A 15,915-nucleotide genomic window follows, 5' to 3' on the forward strand; every position below is an offset into this window, starting at 1 on the left:
TCGCGGATTCCCGCATGGTTTCGGTCCTCGAATCCCGTTGGCCGTTCCCCTCCATTCGAAAGGCACCCGCCGCGATGACCGATACCTTGATCCAGATGCCGACCCAGCGCCGTGTCCTGCCCGTCGGCGAGAACGGATCGCTGTGGGAGGCCCGGCCCTCGTGCGGGATCTTCGAGTTCCGCGGCATGCGACTGCGGCTCGCGGTGGAGGACCCCGCCGAAGTTCTGTTCCCGACCGACTGCGGGCTGAGCTTGATCGCCGCCCTCAACGGCGGCGACGCTCCTGACCTGAAGGGCGTCAATGCCCTGGACATCGGGGCCGGTTCCGGTCTCTACAGCCTTGCTCTGCTCGCGGCCGGCGCCGAACGGGTGACAGCACTGGACATCAACCCCGCTTCGGCCGCCCAGACCGCGGCGAACGTCGTGAGCAACGGTCTCGACGCCACACGACTGACCTGTGTCACCTCGCCGCTGGAGGAGTACACACCGGACGAGCGGTTCGACCTGGTGATCACCAATCCGCCGCACCTGCCCTACGACCCGAGTTATGCGAGGGACGACGGGCTGGAAACCGCTCTCGTCGCCCGGAGGGGCGGCCGCGCGGTATACGACTCCGTCGTCGAGCGGATGGACACGCTGCTCGCGCCGGGCGGAACCCTGCTCATGGCGCACTCCTCGCTCGCCGACATTCCCCGGACCATCACGGAACTCACCGCGCGTGCCTACGAAAGCGACACGCTGGCGATCTTCGAGATGGACATTCCACTCCTGGCGTATACCGAGCACAAGGACGCCATGCTGAGCCTGTTGAAGGAGCGGCGGGCAGCGGGCCGGGCGGATTTCGACGGGTCACGCTTCACCGTGCACGCCCTGATGTTCCGGCGCCCCCTGGACGCCACCGAGCGCTGACGTCCTTTCGGCACTCTCTCCGACAACATCGGAACGGACCGGCCGTTGAATTCTTCGGTGGCCCCTGTCCGGACCACACCCCCGGCGAGGAACGACCAGGTCGGTCAGACGCGGGGGTGAAGGCCTTGGAAGGGGCCGTTCGTGGCCGCTGCCGCCGTCCGAACGGATCCTGCCGGCGGCCGTGTGTTACCTCATGAATCGCGGGCCCTCAAACCGCATCCTTCCTGTCCTGCATCAACTGCGCGATGCCGGCCAGAGTGCTTGCCTCCTCAAGTTCGTCGAGGCCGATCTTGCATCCGGGGTCTCGTTCCAGCACGAGGGACAGTTCCACCACGAACAGTGAGTCCAGGCCAAGGGCCGTCGGCGTGGCTTCGGGGGCGAGCAGATCGGGCTGCACCTGGAATTTGTCCGTCAGGATGTTGATCAAAGTGTCGTACATGCCGTCTCTCCGGAGTGGGTTAGTGCGGGCGGGCGAGGTGCGGCCACACGAGGGTGGTGGCGCCCCAGGTCAAGCCGCCGCCGAAGGCCGTGAGCAGGACGCGGTGCCCGGGCTTGAGATCTCCGGCGCAGCAAGCGTGATCAAGCAGGATCGGAATCGAAGCGGCCGAGGTGTTGCCGACCTGCTCGATATTGGACAGAGCGCGGTCGGCCTCGATGCTCAGTCGGTCCGTGAGCATGGCGGTGATCCGCGCGTTTGCCTGATGGGGGACGATCCGGTCCACGTCCTGCGGCTTCCACCTCGCGGCGTCCAAAGCCGCGCGGGAGGCAGAGTCCATCTGCTCCAAGGCCCGTCGAAACACCTCCCGTCCCTCCACACGCAGATACGGATCCGCCGGGGCACCGCATGCCTCTGAGCGCTCTTCGGATCCGCCGCCGCGTACGGTGATCAGGTCGCGACCGCCGCCATCACTGCCCAGCACGCAGGGCCCCAGAGCACCGGGTTCCTCGCAGTGGCCCGAACGCAGAACAACGGCGCCGGCGCCGTCGCCGAAGAGCATGCTCGTCGGGTCATCCGGGTCGACCATCAGCGAGAAGGTATCGGTGCCGATCACCAGAACGCTGTCAGCCGTGCCCGCAGCGATCAGGCCCTGCGCAACACCCAGGCCGTAGACGAAACCGGCGCACACAGCCTGGACGTCCAGCGCGGCCGCACCGGCCAGGCCGAGCCGTGAGGCGACGCTCGGAGCGGTGCCCGGGCACAGTCTGTCCGGCGATGTGGTGGCGACGACCACGGCCGCGACATCGCCGACTGCGGACCGGACCAGTGCCTCGCGGCCGGCCGCGACGGCCAGATCCCCACTGGTGGTACCCGGGTCCACGATGTGCCGGAATCGGATGCCGGAACGCTGGAACATCCATTCGGACGACCGGCCCAGGCGCTCGGCCAGCTCTTCATTGGCCACTTGGCGTGGCGGCAAACACGATCCGACACCCACCAGGACGGACGCCGGAACTCCTCGACCCCTCACTTCTCCACCCTCGACTTCGGCCGTGGACCGGGATCACGTCCGGGCAACCTCGCCACATTCCAGAACGACCCTCGAACGGCTCGGTCGCCGACCCGGGACGCAACCGGATGAGGCGATGACCTGGCAGATCAGGGCGAGAGCCGCTGTACTCGGAGCCGGTGACTTCTTCCGCCAGTGCCCCCGTCCGAGACTTCCCGTCCAGAACGCCGACAAAGATGCAACGCAGCATCCGAAGACGCCCGAGAACAAGAAAGCACACTGCGTAGTTGAACGAACACATAATGTCCTATGCAGCCCGGTCGTGTCACGCCGAACGGCCGACGGTCCGAACGACTCGCATCATCGCCACAGGGACACCGCTCGCCGCCGCCACGCTCACTCAAACCGGCGCTCAGCTCAATGAGCCGGAGGTCTTGGGCAATACCCAGTTCCGGGCGAGAGGACGGAGGTGCAGGGTATCGGGGCCGGACGCCCGGTAGCGGGGCCACGCACACAGTCCGCATTGGGACATCACGCGTGGAGACTCTCTTCCAGCGGCAATGGACCGACCCGGAGAGCACTTCTAGCCTACCTTCTCAGGTACCAACGAAGGCTGACGATCACCCGTTCGGGTGATTGGTCGAACGATACCTTCGCGAGGCGAACCGCCTGTCTATACCGCAAAGGGCCTCGGCGCGCCGTTCCCGTTTCCGCGCGGGGACGGGAACGGGGTGCGCGTCCGCCGAGGTGCCTGCCTAGGAGCGGCTTCGCCCGGCTGACACGTTCGCCGTCCGCGTTGGTGCCGGGGCTGCCGTGCCGGGGGCGCGGACCACGGTGGTGCGTGATCGTGCGGCGACCGTGGTCGCGTCATTCACAGGCCCGGCCGTCTCGGCTGGTGGTTGGGGCGCGGGTTCTCCGAGGGCTGTGTGCCAGCGTTCTCGGATCTCGTCGAGTTGGGCCATCGCCAGGCGTGTGGCGGCGAGGAACCGGCGGATCGGCAGCATCGGGTCGTCGGCGTGGGTGCGTACGGCGTGCGCGGTGGCTGCGGCGGTTCGGATCAGGGCGGCACGCAGGACGCGTCGGGCGTGGTAGTCGGTGCTGCCGCCGACGCCGGATGCGGCGATGTTCAGGACGAATTCCGGGGTGAGGCTGCCGTCGGCGAGGTGTCCGCGTCGTTGGGCCTCCCACATGACGGTGAGGGGGTCGACCGTCTCGCCGCGGTGAGCGAGGGCAGCGACGCTTTGGTACAGGGCCCGGTGGGCGCGGTCGGCGAAGTCGGAGGGCAACAGCCATCGGCGGATCTCGGTCAGGGGCGTGGGGTTGCCGACGAGGGCCGCCACCAGGGCCTGTTCCTCGACGAGGTCGCGCGGGCACGGGGTCGCGGGCGGCAGGAGCACGGGGGCCGGTGGGGTCGTGCCTTGGGGTTCGCCCCATCGGTGGGCGAGGTCGTCGAGGGCGGTGTGCAGGGCCTGGTGGTGGGTGAGAGTGTCGGCGAGTCCGTCGCGGGCCTGGTCGGCTGCGGCGACCTGGCCGAGCCGGGTGGCGTGTCGGGCGATGGCGCGATGGTCGGCGGCTTCGACGATCATCCGCGCGTACAGGGTCGCGTTGCGGGGGTGGGGGCATGCGGCCATGAGGGTGTGGGCGTAGATGGGTGTGATGCCGGCGGCAAGTTCCCCGGCCGCGACCACCAGGGCCATTACGCGCGTGGCCATGGTGACGGCCGCATCGGGTGGGGTCGGTTGTTCGAGCAGGACGCGGTAGAGGGCGTCGTGTGCGGGTCGGTACATGTGCTCGGGCAGAAGCCGCCCACGCACGTCCTCCACTCGCGTGGGCTCCAGCAGCAGTGCGCCCAGGAGCGCCTGTTCGGCGTGGAGATGGGGATGCACGTCGCCTCCTCGGGGTGGCGGGGCCTATGCCGGCGGAGTCCAGGGCGGCGAGTGGTCAACGGGTGTGGCGGGGCTGCGGCCCCGCAGGCGGCGGCGGTGCCGAGGCTACGGAGGTGGTGGTCGGTCCGGTCCGAGTGGTGGCGGCTCGGGTGACCACGTGGGTCGGGCGGGGATCGGGTGCTTCGGCGGGGTCGCGGTTGACGAGGGCGGCGGCACGTACGCGGGCAGACACGGCATGGCGTCGTTCGAGACCTCGCACGGGATACACGGCGTGGAAGAGTCGCTCGTCGAGTTCGACGCGGTAGCTCCTGCGCATGAGTTCACGTCCTACCGTGGCGGCGCACTCGCCCAGCGCGGGATCGCCCATGCCGTAGGGGGTCCGCATCCAGCGCTCGTCGCCGCTGAATTCGTGTCCGAAGCCCGCGCCCACCAGAGTCGTGCGGGCGTGCATGTCGCCGCCTTCGGCGGTGACGACGCCGGGCGCGTGGCTGCGCAGGAACACCGTGCGCTCGGGGTCGTACGTGAAGTCTGCGGGCGCCTCCAGCCGGGGAAGGTCGTTTTGGGCTTCGACCTCGCGCCTGATGCTCGCGGCTTCGTCGACGACACGTCTATCGCTGCCGAGGAGGTCGGGTTTGCTGCCGTCGCGGCGCGCGGCCGGCGCGATCAGGTGGAGGCGTTCGGTCGCGCGATCGCGCACCGCGATCCAGGGGCATCCGGGGCCCCGCGCGGGGTCGTCGATTCCGGCGGCGGCGACGATCCGGCGGGCCGTGAAGGTCCATTCGGCGTCGGTGAAGCGGCGACTGCCCGGTGCCTGCCACAGACTGGCGCGCCAGACCGGCGGCCGGACCCGCGACCCGACGTGGGACGCGCGGGCGGTCAGGTGGACGTCGAGGTCGCGGGCGAGGGTGTTCAGGGTTTCGGCGAGGGAGTCGGCGTCCGGGGTCGGTCTGCCGGTGGCGGCGTGGACCAGGGCGGGCCACAACGGTTGGCGGTTGGGGCCGTAGATCTCGGCGAGGGTGTCGCGGACGTCGGTGTGGAAGCGGTGGGTCGTGACGTACACGCAGGCTCCAAGGATGGCGGTCCGGCGGCTGGTGGGTCGGGTCGGGTCGGGTCGGGGCAACGGTCAGCGGGTGTGGCGGGGCTGCGGCCCTGCGGGGGGTGGCGGCGTGGGGGGCGTGGGCGTGGCGACCGAGGCGGGGCGGGTGGTGGTGCGGGCGGTTGCGGCTCGGGTGACCATGTGGACGGGGCGGGGCTCGGGCGCTTCGGCGGGGTCGCGGTTGATGACGGCGGCGGCCTGGTCGAGCAGGGTCGCGGCCTCGGCGAGGCGCGTGATGTAGGCGCTGTCACCGAGGTGGCGGTCGGCCCAGGTGCCCAGCGCTCGGGTGAATTCGATGGTCTGGTGGAGGGCGGCGTCGACCTCGGCGGTGATCTCCGCGATGTCCTCGGCATGGGAGCAGAAGCCGAGTTGCTCGGTGAGGTCGGCGATGCGCCGCTCGGCGCGGCCGATGTCGTAGTCGGGCATGGGCCGGGTGAGCAGGGACGTCTGGATGCTGACGTGGTAGCCGACGGCGTTCAGGAGGTCGAGGGCCGTGCTGGCGATGTGGGCGCGCTGCTCGGATCCCGCGCCGTAGGGGGTGCGCCATGCCTGGAATCCGCTTCCCAGGTCGTGGGGTCGGAACCCGGCTTTCTTCAGCAGGAGTTCGGCGAGGTGGTCGGCGCCCACGGTGTGGGCGACGCCCAGCGACGGGGTGTCGCGGATGACGACGGCCCCATCGTCGAGTTCTTCGGCGCCGGTGCGGTCCAAGGGCGCGTGGTTCTGGGCGTGGATGTGCTGCTCGATCCCGCGGCAGGCACGGTGGACGTTGTCGCGATCGACGGCGAATGGTTCGCCGTTGTCGCCGATCGCGGAGGCGATCACATGGAGGGTCTGGGTTTGGTGGGAGCGTGCGGCCACCCAGCGGGTGGTGGCGTGTCCCCCGTTCCGGATGCCGGCGGCGACCGCAATGTCTTTGCTGATCGCGGTGCATTCGGTGTCGTCGAGGTCCGCGATGTCGGGGATGCCGGCGATGGTGATGTGCCAGACGCTCGCCACGGGCGTCGACAAGCCGAGGCCGTGGCGCAGCGCGGGCTCGTCGAGGTGGTCGGCGATGCTGCGGACGGCGCGGTGGTTCGGTTCCCAGGGGGTTCGGTCGTTGCCGTGGATGAGGATCGGCGCGGTCCAGGGCCTGTCGTCGGGGAAGACGTCGGCGGCCCATCGGGGGCTGATGTCGGCGAACATGCGTCTCCTTGGTCGTGGTGCTTCGGGGATTGTTCGAGGGGATCAGCGGGCGGGTGTGATGCCCGGTGACGGGGATGCGAGCCGGTGTGGAGCGGGTGCCTGGGGCGTCGGCGTGGTTGCCGCCGCAAAGGCGGCGGTGGTGGACTTCGCGGCGGTGGCGCGGCGGGTGTGGAACTCCGGTGGGGTGTCCGGGTCCAGCGGGTGTGCGCGGACTTCGTCGGGGATGGGAAGCATGTCGGCCATGACGGCGAAGATCGTGTCGGTGGCGGTGTTCAGGCGGGCGGCGAGGTCTCCCGCGTCGAGGCGGTAGTCGGCCCACGCGGTGAGCGAGTGGGTGAACTCGTGGACGCGGTCGAGTACGCCGCCCTGGCCCAGGACCTGGTCGGCGAGGGCTGCGCCCTCTTCGGCGGTGTTGCAGAAGTAGAGGAGTTCGCCGGCGTCGCGGATGGGGTCCGACATGGGGTGGGCCGGCGGTTCCACGTCGGGGCGCACGAACAGTTCGTCGTCGAAGTCGACGTCGTAGTGGGCGGCGCGCAGCATGGCGACGGCCTCCGTCGTCAGGTGGGCGCGGTTGGCCTGGTCGATGCCGTACGGCGTGCGCCACCGGCCGGGTGCCGCGTCCGGCTGGACGAATCGGAAGCCGGCCCGCTTGAGGAGGAGTCCGGCGAGGTCGTCGCCGCCCCAGGCGTGGGCGACGCCGGACATGTGGTCCCGGATGGACACCAGGGTTGACGAGTCGGGGCGGTCGAAGGGCCCGGGCAACACCGAGTCCTGCAGTTCGATTTCCCGGCGCACCCCGTCGCAGGCGGCGGTGATCGCCTCGCCGTCCACGCGCACGGGTCGGCCGTCGTGTCCGACGGTGGAGGCGACCAGCAGCCCCGTCATCCTCGACGGATACCGCAGCGCGGCCCAGCGGGCGCCCGGCCGATCCTTGGTGGGCGTGAATCCGGCGGCGGTCGCGATCCGCAGGGAGATCGCGGCCCACTCGTCGTCGGCGAGCGACGTGCCGTCGCGGGCTCCGCCGATCATCACGCACCACACGGCGTTGGTTCCACTCTGGGCTTGGCGCCGCTCGCGCAGGAGGTACGGCCGGTCGAGGGCGTCGGCGAGTGAGGCGGCGTCGTAGGGGTGGCCGTGGGAAGGCGTGGTGCGGGCCGCGTCGTGGATCACCGTCGGGTTGTCGTTCGGGTCGTCGTGGCGTGTCAGAAGGTCGGTGGCGGATCGGCGGGTGATCAAAGCGGCGAACACGGGTCTCCGGGTGTGGGTGTGGGCACCGGATGGCGCGGTGGGCGAGGATCGGCGGGTGTGGGTGGATGAGGGCCATGCGTCGTCCACAGGCTGTGGACGGGATTCGGGGTCACGCCGCGAGGTCGAAGTCCTCGCGTGTGTGGCCCACGTGCGGGGCCAGAAGTTGCTTCGCCAACGCAGGGGGAACCGCGTTCCCGATCTGCTCGAACTGTCGGCTCCGGCCGCCCTGCCACGGATAGTCGGCGGGAAACGCCTGCAGCAGGCTTGCCTGGGCCACGGTGAGCCGCATCCTGGGGTCGTGGGGCTCGACGGCGAGTTCGCGCCGTCGCTCCGGGGCGGGAGCCCAGCGGGACTCGTTCGCGCGGTGGCCGAAGAACAACGTCGGAGCCGGCTCGTGGAGCCCCCGCACCGCGGCGTGGGCCTGGGAGTTGGAGCGCAACACCCAACTCCGGGCGGTGCCGGTCAGAGCCCACGAAGGCTGTTCGACGCTGAACTCGTTGCCGCCGCTCCCCTTGCGCCGGCCCCGGGTGTTGACCGTCCCCGACCAGTCCCAGCCCAACGCCTGGGCCATCGACACCCACTCGGGGCGGCTCGGGCCGAAAAGCCCGGGTGGTTCCGGGTGTTCGGCGTGGGTCGGGTCGGGTGGGGTGGCGACGCGTACGCGGGAGGCGAGGAGGATCGCGCGTTTGCGGGTCTGGGGCACTCCGTAGTCCGCGGCGTTCAAAAGGCCCGCCCAGACGGAGAATCCCCAGGATCGTAGGATCTGTGCGTACTGGCGCCACAGGGGCAACACGTCGGGCACCTCCTCCATGCAGACCCATTCGGGATGTCCGCCGTGGATGTGCAGGGCGCGCAGGTAGCGCATGGGCTCGGCGGCGAGCAGGCTCCTTTTGTCTCGGCACGCGGTCAGCAGTCGCGCCCGGTCGTCGATGCCGCGCGCGAGGTCGGCGACCGCCTGGTGCACCAGGGGTTGGTCGAGAAGGCCGAGGCGTTTACCTGCGGTGCTCCATGCCTGGCAGGGTGGGCTGGCGATCAGGCCGTGCACCCAGCCGGCGAACGGGGCGGTGGGCTGGGCGGCGATGTCGACGCGCAGGGTGCCGTGACCGGCCGCCACCCTCGTCGCGCACGCGGCGGGGTCCCATTCCAGGCCCATGTCGAGGACGCCGAGGTCGCGCAGTGCTTGGCTCCAGCCACCGGGTCCGGCAAACAGGTCCAGGATCATGCGGCCTTCCCGTAGTCGGACTGAACGGGCGTGCCGGATCGGCAGGTCCACGGCGAGCAGCCGTCCGTGTCGCCGGATTCGAGTTCGGCGTCGGCGACCGCGTCGAACACGTCACCCTGTCGGGAGCGCCACTCGTGTCCGGTGACCCGGTCGATCGGGGCGATCGACAGCGGCAGCAAGGACCGGTGCAGATACGCCTGACCCAGCAGCGGGCTGCCCTCGGCGGTGGCCCTCGCGTTGCCCGAGCGGATGGCGGCGTCGAATTCGACGACGTCTTCCCATTCCTCGGGGGATTCGTCCCGCAAGGCTCGCCATTGCTGATTTCCATGAAATGGACAGCCGAGACAGGCGGATTTCGGAGTCTCCCCGAACCCGTTCGCGCGCAGGATTCGTTGGCAGTCCGCGCGTGTGTATCCGAGGTCGATCAGGGGGTGTCTGTTGCGCATGTATCCGATGCCGGAGTCCTTGGCCCGATGGATTTCGTCGACCGAGATCCCGATCCACTGCTCGACGAAAACCCCACGCGGCACCCGTATCGGATGCGGATATCCGAGCAGCTCTCTGACCTGCTGCTTGATCGGTTTCAATTTGTATTCCGAGGTGCACTGACGCCTCGTCAGGCCGGGCTTTCCGTCGATATTCTTGATATGGAGAGGCATCGACGCAAACCTGTGGGAAGGGTCGAGCGCGTCCGCTCTGATGTTTCCGGACGACACGCGCAGGATCGGGATCCCGGCGGGCTCCGCAATTTCCCGCTCGATGCGATCAAGATGCTCATACACCGACGCGCTTTCCCACCCGGTGTCGGCGAATATCGCGAAGTCGAGTTCGGGGAGGTGTCCCCGGGCGGAAAGGAGCAGGCAGGTCGTGCTCTGAACCCCGGCGCCAAGACTGAGAATTCGATGGGCGGGCTTCCCCGCGTAGGGGGTCATGCGGCCTGCTCGAAGTCGTCGCGGTCCAGGGACGCGGTGTGCTTGGCGAGTGCCCGCTCGGTGATCGCGGCGGTCGCGCGGGCGGAGTCGACACCGATGGCCTTGGCCGAGGGTTCCTTGTACCAGGGCGCGAGGTCGAGCAGACCGGCGCGGATGCCGGTGGCCAGGAGCAGTGTCTTGCCCTTGGGCAGGGCGCGGATCGCGTCGGTGGGCAGGATGCGTTCCTGGCGCATGCTGGTGCTGGTGGAGCGACCGGACTCCGACGTGGAGTGGGACACGGTCTGGACGTCGTGGTCCCCGACGAGCCTGCTGAGTTTGTCGGCGAAGTCCGCGTCGTCGATGCCGGAGCCGATAAGTTTGATGGTGGCGGCCGACCACAGGGCGTCCATGCCGGCCTCGCCCCAGACCCGCACGCCCTGGCGGTAGGACTGCAGGATCGTGATCGGGATGACGCCGCGCGATCCCAGGTGCGAGTACAGGTCGGGCAGGTCCGAGATCTTGCAGACGTTGGCGGCTTCGTCGAGGATCGCGAGCATCGGGGGGTCCAGGCGTCCGCCGGCGCGTTCGGCCTGGGCAACGGCCGCGCGCATGACGCCGTCGGCCGCGGCGGCGATGATCGCCCCAGCGCTGCCTCCGCCGTCCTTGCTGAGCAGGAACAGGGTGTCGGTGCCGGTCGCGAAGTCGGCGGGCCGGAACTGGTCCAGGTCCGCGCGGGGCGTGACCCATGCCGCGATGCCCGGGTCGAGGAGGCAGGCGGCGTACTGGCGTGCCGTCTCGAAGATCCCGTCCCGGGTTTCGACCGCGCCGGACACGGTGCCCTGCAACTGGGCCGCGACCGCGTCCAGTCGGTGGTCCTGGAGCACGTCGACGGGGGTCCGGTCGGCGGGGCTGGCCAGCCACGCCAGGACGTCGGTGATCGGCCTGCCGTCCCGGGACGCGGCGAGGAACAACGCGGTCAACGTGTTGGCCGCGGCGGTGCTCCAGAAGTCGCCCTGGTTGCCTTCGTCCACGCTGGCCGACACGAAGTGGCCGGCGAGGCGGCGGGCGCCGGCGAGGTCGCGCGCGTCGCCGAGAATGTCCCACCACATGTCCTGCCGGGCGTGCGCGATCTGCTGGGGGTCGAGCGTCCACACCTTCCCCTGCACGGAACGGGCCTGCAGGCACGTGGTGTAGGCGTCGCCGGCGGCTTTGTTCGAGGTCAGCAGGACGGGGCCGGGCGCGCGCAGGACGGCGGGGATCGCCAGCCCGCTGGTCTTGCCCGATCGGGGTGCCATGATGGCGAGGAGCACGTCCTCCCAGGAGGAGCGCACCTCGTGGGAACCGGGGGCGAGGGTGCCCAGCAGGATCCCGCGATCGTCGGGGTCGATGTCCTTCGTCGGTACGTTCTTCAGAGACGGCCGCAGCGACTTGGCCTTGGTGGTGATCTCCTTGGGCAGGAGCATCTCCAGCTCGCGTCGCCCGGCCAGTCCGGCGCCGCCGCTCTTGAACCTGGCCCGGAGTTTGAGGCCGATCACGGCGGCGACGGCGAGGAGGACCGCGGGGATGACGTAGCACGTGGTCATCAGGACCGGGTGCGGCAGCGCGGGCCATATTCGGCCCGGGTGCAGCAACGCGGTCATCGGCGCGTACGGCGCCCACGGCCCTCTTCCGGCAAGGGAGTTCGCGGTATTGCTGACTGTCCAGGCGAGGGTTCCGCCGCCGGCGGCGAGGGCGGCGGCGCCGAGCATCGCGTACAGCGCGGCGTCGGTGCCGGGGGTGGCGGAGGGTGTGGATGCGCGGGGAGACGACAAGAGTGGGGCTTCCTTGCGGGGGGGATCGCCACGAGGCGGGCGGGGGATGCCGGTGCCGGTGCCTCGACCGGGGTTGTCGCGGGAGGCGGCTGCGGCGGGCGAAGGGAATTGGCGGGTGCGTTGGACCGCGCCGGTGGGATCGGTCGTCACCGACGGCACCGGCGTGACGGGCCCGGGCGTGTTCGCGGGGCGAGTACGTGCGGCGGCGCGGGCGGACGTTGCGTGTGTCCGGTGCCGCCCGTGAACGGGGTCAGCGTGTGTGGCGGGAGCGCGGCTCGAACGGGTCCTGGCGAGCGGGCGTGGTGGCCTGGGGGGTCGTCGGAGTCGTGGTGCGGGTGGTGGCGGCGAGGATCATGGTCGGACCGACGCCGGGTGTGGGCGCCCGGGCGGGGTCGCGGTTGATCACGGTGGACGCCCGGTCCACGAGTTCGGCCGCCGATGCCAAGTCTGCGGCGTATGCGGTGTCGCCCAGGCGCTGTCGGGCCCACGTGCCGAGGCAGCGGGTGAACGCGGTGACGCTGTCGAGGGCGGCGGCGACCTCGGCGGTCGTGTCGGCGACGTCCTCGGCGGTGACGCGGTAGCCGAGCTGCTCGGTGAGGTCGTCGATGCGGCGTTCGGCCCGCCCGAGGTCGTGGTCGGGTTCGAGGCGGGTGAGCAGGGGCAGGGGCGGTAGTACACGGCGTCCTCGATGCGATGGGGCGGGCGCGGCGCGTAGCGACCGTGGGCTGCGGGGCGATGTTTCTCGAGGTCGCGGGGGTGGGGAAGGTCATCGCGCCCGCCGGGGGTGCGCGGCAACCGGGGCCGAACACGGGGGGCTTCCGTGCAAGTCGGGGTCTGCCGGGCGTTTCCCTCCGCTTCCGGTGGTGGTGCGGGTGCGGGCGGCGACGGCCGGGAGGGTGGGCGGATCCGAGGAGGGCGCGGTGACGTCGGTCAGTTCGCGCAGCGCCCGGTCGATGTGGTGGGCGGCGGCGTCGAGGCGGGCGGCGAGGGTGTCGGCGCGGTCTCCGTCGAGGTTGTCGCGGCACCGGGCGCCCGCCGTGGACAGGGAGTGGCGGAGCCCGTCGAGGGCGCCGCCTTCGGGGTCGGCGATCGACGCGTCGGGTACTGCGGCTCCCCGGTCGGTCGTGGGCCGGGGCGTCACCGCCGGTCGGGGGTGCGCGGCGAGGTAGCGGTTCGCGGGTCCGTTCGGGCGCCGGGTGTCGTCGCTGGGCACGCCCGGGTCGAGGTGGACGCCGTATCCGGTGGCGCGGAGCATCCTGGCCGCGTGCAGCGCCTGGTCCGCCTCGAATGTGGGCGCCAGGTCCAGGCGGGTGATCCACCGGCCTTCGGACCGGTGGAGGAAGCCGGCGCGTTCCAGTAGTTCGCCCGTGAAGAGGTCGCCGCCCTCGGCGGTGACCCCACCGGCGGCGTGGCGTCGCAGGACCACGGTCGAGGCCGGGTCGGTGTGGTGCGCGGGGTGGTGCTCGGGCAGCGGTTCGAGCATGCGTTGTCGCCACAGTCGCTCGCCGATGTCGCGGGCCACGTGTTCGGCGGCGTGTGTCACGGTGCCCGGGTCCAGGGGGCGGCCGTCCTGGCGTGGGAGGGCGGCGACGATGTGGATGCCGGCGGGGTGGGTGCGGATCGCGAGCCAGCGGGCCCCGTAGGAGGGGTTCGGGCCGAAGTCGGCTGCGGAGGCGACCTGTTCGGCGATCCAGCACCATTCGCTGTCGAGGAGGACACGGCCGGCGGTGTCCGCGTTCAGGGCGCACTGCCACACGCGTTCGCCGTCCAGGACCGCGCGGGCGTGGCGGTAGTGGGCGGTGCCGGGATTGCGGTCGAGTGGGGCGGCCGTCGCGAGGATGCGGTCGCGGGTCGTCCGGCCGCCGGGGGACGCGCCGCCGGCGACGGCGTGGATCAGGCGGGGCGCGGTGGCGGGGTCGTCGAAGGCGCCGGCGCACAAACGGGTGAGGACGGTGTGGGCGTCGGGGTGCAGGGTGATGTCGGGAATCACGCGGTGGGCTCCGTCTCGGCGGTCAACGACGCGGTGCCGGCGCGGCGGGCGGCGTTACCGTCGCGGGCGGCGCGGGCGGGGTGGAGGGTTTGGTCGACCGGCGGGTGCGGGTGCGGGCGGCGGCCGTCACGGCGCCGGCGGGGGGTGTGGGGGTGTCGGTGAGCGCGGAGCCCACCAGGGTCGCGACGAGGACGACGTGTTCCGCGCGGGTGAGGGCGCCGTGACGGGCCAGGCCCGCGGCGAGGTTGTCCAGGTGTTCGTGGACGCGTTGCACCAGACCGTCGCGGCCGAGGAGGCAGTGGGCGAGCGCCGGGGCGTCGGCGGGGTCCGCGCGGTCGGTGAGTCGATCCACGACGTCGGCGACGTCGGGTGTGGACCAGGGGCCCAGGACGGAGGTGGGCGAGGCGAGCAGCGGGGTTTCGACGACGACGGGGTATCCGGCGGCGGCGAGCGCGCGCACCGCGCGGATGCAGCGCTCCTGGACGAACCATTCCGCGCCGCCCAACGGGAGTTGGTGTCTGGGGACAAACGCCGATTCCCCGAAACCCGCCCATTCGAGATGGGCGCCCGCCCCTCGGGGGACGTTCTCCGCGACGATCAGGCCGCCGTCGTCGCGCAGGGTCGTGACCGGCCGCTCCGCGCCGCCGGCGGCGATCCGCGGGGCGGGGGTCGGCGACGCGGCGGGGAGGGGTGCGCCGGGCTGGTGATCCGAGTGGGCGTCCACCGCCGTGGCCAGCGCGTGCGCCGCCCGCCGCAGGTGCGCCGCGGTGGCCACCGTCTTCGGCGCCCGCGACAGGTGTCCCGCCGTGGTGGCGTCGTCCCGGTCGCCCGCTCGCGCGGCGAGGGTGTCCAGGGCCAGGCGCACGCGTTGGAGGGCTCCGACGCGCGGATCGAGGAGGATGTGGGTGAGGTTGTCGATCATGCCGGGGCTCCGGTGGGCCGGGAGGCCGGCGACGGCCCCGAGCAGGGCCGGTGTGGGGAGGCGCCCCAGGAGGTCGATCGGTTCCGCGAACAGGGCCGGGTCCACGGTCACCGGATAGTCCGCGACGGTGAGCGCGCCCACCGCCAGGGCACACGCGCCGGCCTCGTTGATGTACGGGTCTGCGAGGGCATACTCGCGCCGTTCCCGGGTGGATTGCCCAGTCTCGGTGAAACCCGCCCGTGCGAGCAGATCGCATGACGTCCAGTTCCCGCCTTCGGCGAGGAGCCGCCCGCTCTCGTCGCGGCGGATCAGGATTGCCGGGTCGGGATCGAATGCCACCCGACCCCACCGAACCTTGCGGTCGTACTCGGTCCGCGACAACGGGAACTGCAGCGGGGCTGGCATGGGGATGTCCTCCTCGGGTCCGGGGGTCTGTTGGGCGACTCTCAAGATGCCGATGTCGCGGGCGCGGCTGGGGCGTTGAGCGTGCCGATGGTGGGCGGGTGGTTCCGGTTCGTTTGGGGCGGCACCTTGCCGACCGGCGTGACGACCGAGGTGGACCCCGGGCATCGGCCCGGACGCGTCGGCTCGGTGCCGGTTCCCGTGGTCGTCCCGGTCGGCTTGCGCTGACGGCCGGTTGGCGGTCAGGGTGCAACACCGGCTGCCCCTTCCCGGGTGGTGTGGCCGGGCCGGAGCCGGACGGGATGGACCTTGATCGAGGTGTTCGACGCGGTGGCGGCCCGGCTCGCGCTGGGCCGTCGGATGCTGCGCTGCCCGGACTGCGGCGGCGCGCTGCGGCCGTGGGGCCGAGCCAGGGCCCGGACCGTGCGGGACCTCGGCGGCGAGCTGCTGACAGTGCGTCCGGACCGCGCCCGGTGCACCGCCTGCCCGGCCACGCACGTCGTGCTCGACGCCCGCCTGCTGTCGGGCCGGGCCTACACGGTCCGCTTCGTCGGCCAGGCCCTCATGGGCGCGGCGCGCGGGCGCGGTCACCGGCCACTCGCAGCCGAGCTCGGCGCCCCGGAGAGCACCGTGCGCGGCTGGCTGCGCCGAGCCCGGCAGTCCGCCCATGAGCTGTGGACCATCGGTGTCCGGGCCGTCGTTGCGCTCGACCCGTCCGCCTTGCCGACCCTGGACCGGGTCAACCCGCTCGCCCACGCCGTCGAGGCCCTGATTGCCGCCGCGTTGGCCGTCAGCCGCCGCCTGGGCGCCGGCGACCGCGGCCTGTGGCCGCGGATCGCCGTCCTGACACGCGGCCGGCTGCTGGCACGGTCTCCGGCGGGCTGAGCCG

At 71.5% G+C, this 15,915-nt stretch carries 14 protein-coding genes; 2 read left to right on the forward strand and 12 right to left on the reverse strand.

The genetic code is table 11. From position 1 onward, the window contains the following. Positions 1-74 precede the first annotated feature (74 nt). Positions 75-908: a methyltransferase gene (locus tag GT354_RS03115; protein WP_161354601.1), complete on the forward strand. Its 834-nt coding sequence runs from the start codon at positions 75-77 to the stop codon at positions 906-908. Between the two features lie 208 nt (positions 909-1,116). On the opposite strand, the gene GT354_RS03120 is transcribed toward GT354_RS03115, so the two are convergent. The 12 genes from GT354_RS03120 to GT354_RS03175 all read right to left on the reverse strand — a co-directional run bounded on the left by GT354_RS03120 (position 1,117) and on the right by GT354_RS03175 (position 15,029). Then, positions 1,117-1,347, reverse strand: coding sequence for an acyl carrier protein (locus GT354_RS03120; protein ID WP_161354602.1), 231 nt, complete (start codon positions 1,345-1,347; stop codon positions 1,117-1,119). A gap of 19 nt (positions 1,348-1,366) precedes the next feature. Further along, positions 1,367-2,347: a beta-ketoacyl-ACP synthase 3 gene (locus tag GT354_RS03125; RefSeq protein WP_202511475.1), complete on the reverse strand. Its 981-nt coding sequence runs from the start codon at positions 2,345-2,347 to the stop codon at positions 1,367-1,369. Between the two features lie 764 nt (positions 2,348-3,111). Continuing rightward, a complete protein-coding gene (locus GT354_RS03130; RefSeq protein ID WP_161354604.1) occupies positions 3,112-4,242 on the reverse strand; it encodes a DnaB-like helicase N-terminal domain-containing protein in 1,131 nt (376 codons plus the stop codon). A gap of 55 nt (positions 4,243-4,297) precedes the next feature. Next, on the reverse strand, positions 4,298-5,302 hold the full coding sequence (locus tag GT354_RS03135; RefSeq protein WP_161354605.1) for a hypothetical protein: 1,005 nt from the start codon (positions 5,300-5,302) through the stop codon (positions 4,298-4,300). Positions 5,303-5,365: 63 nt separating this feature from the next. Further along, on the reverse strand, positions 5,366-6,520 hold the full coding sequence (locus tag GT354_RS03140) for a hypothetical protein (protein ID WP_161354606.1): 1,155 nt from the start codon (positions 6,518-6,520) through the stop codon (positions 5,366-5,368). 42 nt (positions 6,521-6,562) lie between these two features. After that, positions 6,563-7,768 carry a hypothetical protein gene (locus GT354_RS03145; protein WP_161354607.1) on the reverse strand — a complete coding sequence of 402 codons (1,206 nt, stop codon included), beginning with the start codon at positions 7,766-7,768 and terminating at the stop codon, positions 6,563-6,565. A gap of 109 nt (positions 7,769-7,877) precedes the next feature. Further along, positions 7,878-8,990: a DNA cytosine methyltransferase gene (locus tag GT354_RS03150; protein ID WP_161354608.1), complete on the reverse strand. Its 1,113-nt coding sequence runs from the start codon at positions 8,988-8,990 to the stop codon at positions 7,878-7,880. After that, a complete protein-coding gene (locus tag GT354_RS03155; RefSeq protein ID WP_237534330.1) occupies positions 8,987-9,922 on the reverse strand; it encodes a hypothetical protein in 936 nt (311 codons plus the stop codon). Before GT354_RS03155 ends, GT354_RS03150 begins: the two co-directional genes overlap by 4 nt. Then, positions 9,919-11,649 carry a type IV secretory system conjugative DNA transfer family protein gene (locus GT354_RS03160; protein ID WP_161354615.1) on the reverse strand — a complete coding sequence of 577 codons (1,731 nt, stop codon included), beginning with the start codon at positions 11,647-11,649 and terminating at the stop codon, positions 9,919-9,921. Before GT354_RS03160 ends, GT354_RS03155 begins: the two co-directional genes overlap by 4 nt. A 313-nt stretch (positions 11,650-11,962) precedes the next feature. Continuing rightward, positions 11,963-12,157 (reverse strand): hypothetical protein, encoded by a 195-nt coding sequence (locus GT354_RS03165; protein ID WP_161354609.1) that lies wholly within the window; start codon positions 12,155-12,157, stop codon positions 11,963-11,965. Positions 12,158-12,478: 321 nt separating this feature from the next. Next, positions 12,479-13,702 (reverse strand): hypothetical protein, encoded by a 1,224-nt coding sequence (locus GT354_RS03170; RefSeq protein ID WP_161354610.1) that lies wholly within the window; start codon positions 13,700-13,702, stop codon positions 12,479-12,481. Positions 13,703-13,724: 22 nt separating this feature from the next. Next, positions 13,725-15,029: a hypothetical protein gene (locus tag GT354_RS03175; protein WP_161354611.1), complete on the reverse strand. Its 1,305-nt coding sequence runs from the start codon at positions 15,027-15,029 to the stop codon at positions 13,725-13,727. Between the two features lie 315 nt (positions 15,030-15,344). Between GT354_RS03175 and GT354_RS03180 the strand changes: the two genes are divergently transcribed. Continuing rightward, positions 15,345-15,911: a DUF6431 domain-containing protein gene (locus GT354_RS03180; protein WP_346011827.1), complete on the forward strand. Its 567-nt coding sequence runs from the start codon at positions 15,345-15,347 to the stop codon at positions 15,909-15,911. Positions 15,912-15,915: the final 4 nt, after the last annotated feature.

The sequence above is a fragment of the Streptomyces sp. SID3343 genome, from assembly GCF_009865215.1.
Taxonomy (GTDB): Bacteria; Actinomycetota; Actinomycetes; order Streptomycetales; family Streptomycetaceae; genus Embleya.